Below are 5,186 nucleotides of genomic sequence, written 5' to 3'. Positions count from 1 at the left end.
CTCCACCCCGGGTCCGCCAGGCCCCAGCAGCCCGTCGGGTGGGCAGCGGACGAAGCACGCCATCACCGTGGTCGACAAAGCGGGCAGGTCGCAGCCGGCGAGGGCATCCGACTGGGGTACGTGGGCGAGGTCGAGTCGTCCGTACGAGGTGTGCAACGATCCCGTCAACCCGTCAGGTGGCCGTCTCCACCCGTGGCGGGTCGGTCTGCACCGGAAGGGCCGGCCGACCGCGCCCGTGGGCCGCCGGTACCCGACCGGCCCGGTAGTCACACCAGGTCGACGCGACCAGTGCCAGGTCCTGGCCGGTCAGCTCCTCGCCGGAGCTGTCGAGGCGCTCGGCGTAGTAGAGGGCGGGAACGCCGAGTCGGCTCTGCATCACCACGTACGGCCGCCACTGCGTCAGGTCCGCGATGGGCCACTGGTCGGTGTCGACGAGATGGTCGGGAAGGCTCGCCCCGACGACGGACCGCCGGAAGGCGAGCTGGTCCACGGCGGGGACGACCACGCCGCGCGGGTCGCGGTCGAGAATGTCGTTGAGCCGGATCATGTCGCAGACATCACCGAAGCCAGGATGCGGCGTGTGGGTGACCACCAGGGCGTCCGGCTTGGCCGCCTTCGCCGCCCGGTACAACGTGGCCAGCATACGGTGCAGCGCCGCGATCCCCCACGGTGCGTCCGGCGTGGCCCCGGGGCGGCGCAGCCCACGTCCGGCCGGCGCGCGTTGGGTGAAGTCAATCTTGAAGCCGTCCGCGTCCAGGCCGTCCGGGCCGAGCAGCCGCGCCACCAGCCCGGTCAGGTGATCGAGGTACGCGGGACTGCCAGGATCGGCAGCCACGGGTGTCCCGGCCGGGTCGGTCACACATTCCGGCACGGGTAGTCCGCCGGGATCCCACGCCTTCCACCACAGCAGGACACGCTGACCGGCGGCGTGCCGTCCGGCGATCCAGCCGCGCAGGTCCGGCCAGCGCTGCGGGTCCGGCTCGCCGGTCCCGTACGCCAACTGCCACCGGTCGTCGACGACCACGGTGCCCGGCACGACCCCGTGCGCGGCCAACCGGCCCAGCCAACCGTCGTACCGGTCCTGACACGACAGGTCGGCTGCGCCGGGCAGCACCTCCGGCCCACCGATCGGGCCGGGTTCCGCCAGGTGGCCCGGACGAGCCGACGGCTGACCGGGTACCCGGGCGGCGGCGCACTGCGCCCCCCAACCGCAGAAGACCGGTTCGGTCCACCACGCGGCGGGCGTGGCGGCGGGCCGGGCCGGCGCGAAACCCCGCCTCACCAGGTCCTCCCGGTACCGCTCCAGCGCGCGCCACGGGTCGGTGACCGGCCGCAGCACCAGCGTGGGACTCGTGAACCTGTCGTCCACGGTGGTGTGCCCGTCGTAGTCGAGTACGAGCAGGAACCCGTCGTCCAACGGGTCGTACCGCAGTTCGGTGAAGCGGAGGTCGTCGACGGCGGCCAGCACGCCGACGGAAAGCCAGTCGCCGTCCGGCACGTGGGTGGCGTGTGCGGCCGACTCGCGGCCGAACGCCAGGCACAGCGGCGGCGGGGAGAAGATGCCGTGCAACCGTCCGGCGGACGCGTCGCCGACGATCCCGAGCGCCGCGCCGGCGGACGCGGGCCTCACCACCTGGACCGGCTCGGTCGGCGTCGGGTTGAACACCGAAGCGAACCCGGTCGAGGAGCGGAACGTCCCGCACGCCCCGGAGGGCAGGAACGCCCGGCCACCCAGTAGCCGTACCTCGCCGAGCGTGCCGGTGCCCCTGACGCGTACCACCGTCTCTATCCGGTCGTCGAAGCAGCGCAACAGCACCGACTTGGCCGACCAGGCGGTGCTCCGGCAGGACACCTCGATCTCGATCACGTCCTCGCCGTTGCACCGGCCCGGGGAGAACCGTGGCTCGCCGATGTCGAACGACTCGTCCGTCAGATCGGTGTGGTCCAGCGAAGCGAGCAGGCTCAACCGGGACCAGATCCGGCCGTCCGGTGCGGCGAGTACCGCTACGGGCTGCCCACCCTGCAGCCGCAACTGGTAGCCGGCGGTCGTGACGGTGTGGCTGCCGGGCGCCTGGACGAGCGGCATGGGACGTGTCTCCTCGCGGTGCGGTGTGCCTGACGGCCGGGATCAGCGCTGCGCCGGGCGAAGCCGCAGCGTGACGACCTGGAACGGCCCCAGGGCGACATCCAGCGTGTTGCCGGCAACCGCGACCGGGGCGAGCGCGCCGATCTCGGCACTGTCCCGTTCCAGCAGGTCAACCACCCGCACCTCGGACACCTCGAACGACGCGGTGAGCCGGGTACGGGCCCGCCCGCCGAGCGCCTCGTAGAGCCGGACGGCCACGTCACCGGACCGGTCGTCGGCCAGCTTCACGGCCTCCACGACGACGGCCGGGTTGGTCACCTCGACCAGCGGAGCGACCGGCCGTGCGCCCAGGCGCCGACGGACCGGCAGGTTCGCCCGGTAACCCTCGCGTACCGCGTCGGCGATCTGCGCGCCGCAGACCAGCGCGTACCCGAAACGGTGCGCACCCTGGTCGGTGTTCGGGTCGGGGTAGCGGGGGCCGCGCAGCAGGGACAGCCGTACCGTGGTCGGCTGCGCCCCCTGCACGTCACCGGGCGGTTGACGGGTCACGTCGTGGCCGTACGTGCCGTCGTTGACCAGCGCCACCCCGTACCCCGGCTCCCCGACGTGCAGCCAGCGGTGCGCGCAGATCTCGAACCTCGCCGCGTCCCACGAGGTGTTGGTGTGGGTCGGCCGCTGGACGTGACCGAACTGGATCTCCGCACTGGACCAGGCTGCCTGCACGTCGACCGGGAAGGCGACCTTGAGCAGGGTGTCCTGCTCGTGCCAGTCCACCTCGGTGCCGAACCGTAGGACCCGCTCGCCGGCCGCGAGCGACACGGTCTGCGCGTACGCCGAGTTCCGGTGGTGGCGGGTCACCCGGACCCGGGCCTGCCGGGGACCGTCCGCCTCGACCACGAGCGCGGTGACCCCGGTCAGGTCCTGGCACCGGTGGCGGTAGAAGGCGTCGATGTCCCAGGCGTCGAACCTGTTGGGCGTGTCCGGGTGCAGTTGCAGGAGGTTGGCCGCCGTGCCGGGCCGGAGCACGTCCCGGTCGGCGACCAGGTCGCGGATCGCGGTCACCGTCCCGTCAGGGCCGAGACACACCCGCAGCAGACCGTTGTCCAGCACCGTGCCGTCCGGACCGGACCGGACCGACACGTCCGGCGCGACACTGTCCCCACCCACCGCCACCCCGAGCGCCGGCACACCGTCCCGCTCGTGCGGCGCGGCGTTCGCCACCAGCGGCGTCGACCCGGTGCCGGTCAGGGCGGTGAGCGCCGCGTCGATCACCCGTTCCAGCCGGTCCGCGAGTTTCGCGTACGTCTGCCGCGCCTCACGGTGCACCCAGGCGATCGAACTGCCGGGCAGGATGTCGTGGAACTGGAGCAGCAGCGTCTCCTGCCAGATCGCGTCGAGTTCGGCGTACGGGTAGCCGAAACCCGTCCGCAACGCCGCAGTCGTCGACCACAGTTCGGCCTCCCGCAGCAGGTGCTCGGTACGCCGGTTGCCGCGTTTCATCGCCGACTGGCTGGTGTAGGTGCCCCGGTGGTGTTCCAGGTACATCTCACCGCTCCACACCGGGGCGTCCGGGTACTCCCGCTCCGCCTCGGCGAAGAACTCCGCAGGCGTGCGGATGGCGACCCGGGGCGAGCCTTCCAGGTCCGCCACCCGCCGGGCCGTCTCCAGCATCTCCCGGGTCGGGCCGCCACCGCCGTCGCCGTAGCCGAACGGCAGCAACGACACGGTCGACCGTCCGTGCTCGGCGAAGTTCCGCACCCCGTACGCCAGTTCCCGGCCGGACAGTTCCGCGCTGTACGTGTCGGCGGGCGGGAAGTGGGTGAAGACCCGACTGCCGTCGATGCCCTCCCACCAGAAGGTGTGGTGCGGGAACCGGTTCGTCTGGTTCCAGGACATCTTCTGACTCAGGAACCAGCGGAACCCGGCCAGCCGGGCGAGCTGCGGCAGCGCCGCCGAGTAGCCGAACGAGTCGGGCAGCCAGACCTCCCGGGGCTCGACACCGAACTCGGCGGCGAAGAACCGTTTGCCCTGAGTGAACTGACGCACCAGCGCCTCACCGCCGGGCATGTTCGTGTCCGACTCCACCCACATGCCACCCACCGGCAGGAACTGCCCGGTGGCCACCTTCTCCGCGACCCGGCGGTACACCTTCGGGTGGTGCTCCCGCAGCCACGCGTACTGCTGCGCCGAGGAACAGGCGAACACCAGCGCCGGGTACTCGTCCGCCAGGGCCACCACGTTCGAGAAGGTCCGGGAACACTTGCGGATGGTCTCGCGTACCGGCCAGAGCCAGGCCGAGTCGATGTGGGCGTGCCCGACGGCGGTGACCCGGTGGGCGCTCGGCACGGCAGGGGAGGCGAGCACCCCGGCCAGTCGGGCGCGGGCAGCGACGGCACCACCGGAGACGTCGGCGGGGTCCAGCTCGTCGAGCATCAGCTCCAGGGCGCGGCGGATCTCGTGCCGCCGGGGGTCCGTCTCGGCCAGTTCCAACGCCAACTGGTGCAACACCTGGACGTCGAGGACCAGGGCGTGCACCTGTTCGTCCAGCACCGCGAGCTCCGCCCGGTCCAGCCGGTAGAGCGGACGGTCGGGCACCGTGTCCGGATCGCCGAGCGGAGAGACACTACCGTCGAACCGCGGATTGGCGGCCGCCTCCACGTACACCTCGACCCGCTCGCCACCGGCGGCGGGCCGGGCGACCGGCACGTACGCCGTCCGGGGCTCGATTCCCTTGATCGGCGTCCCGTCGGCCGTGTACGCCAGACCCTCGGACCGGAATCCCGGCCCGGCCCGCTCGAATCCCAGGTCGACCAGGAGCTCCACCCGCCCGCCGCGCATCCGGGCCGGCACCTCACCGGTGAACCGGAACCACGTGGTACCCCAGGCAGGCCCCCACGCCTGGCCCACCGCGAAGGGGCCGTACGCCAGCGCCAGCCCTTCACCCACCGGCACCGGTTCACCGGGCAGGTGGGCAGCCTCGACGTGTACGGGTGCGGTGTCCCGGTAAAGGGCCGGGACGAGCCTTTCGTCGAGCGCGCGTTCGATCCGCGCGGTCAGGTCGGACAGCGACCGGTGCATCCGGAACTCCGGGGGAGAGGGG

General features: G+C 72.4%; 2 protein-coding genes. Both read right to left on the bottom strand.

The window, feature by feature from the left end; translation table 11 throughout:
• Nucleotides 1-172: 172 nt before the first annotated feature.
• Nucleotides 173-2,086, bottom strand: a complete 1,914-nt coding sequence (locus GSF22_RS30185) for a hypothetical protein (RefSeq protein WP_208817313.1) — start codon at nucleotides 2,084-2,086, stop codon at nucleotides 173-175.
• Between the two features lie 42 nt (nucleotides 2,087-2,128).
• Nucleotides 2,129-5,186: alpha-mannosidase (locus tag GSF22_RS30180; protein ID WP_307804457.1), on the bottom strand; the 3,058-nt coding region annotated here is incomplete at its 5' end.

It is taken from the genome of Micromonospora echinofusca, assembly GCF_017614955.1.
GTDB classification, from domain to species: Bacteria; Actinomycetota; Actinomycetes; order Mycobacteriales; family Micromonosporaceae; genus Micromonospora; species Micromonospora echinofusca_A.
The sequence above is the reverse complement of the archived record's forward strand: the minus strand, read 5'-3'. Positions and strand labels throughout refer to the sequence as shown.

Excerpts from the sequence above, each read along its gene's own strand:
- GSF22_RS30185 (WP_208817313.1), bottom strand. The coding sequence starts at position 2,086 with ATGCCGCTCGTCCAGGCGCCCGGCAGCCACACCGTCACGACCGCCGGC.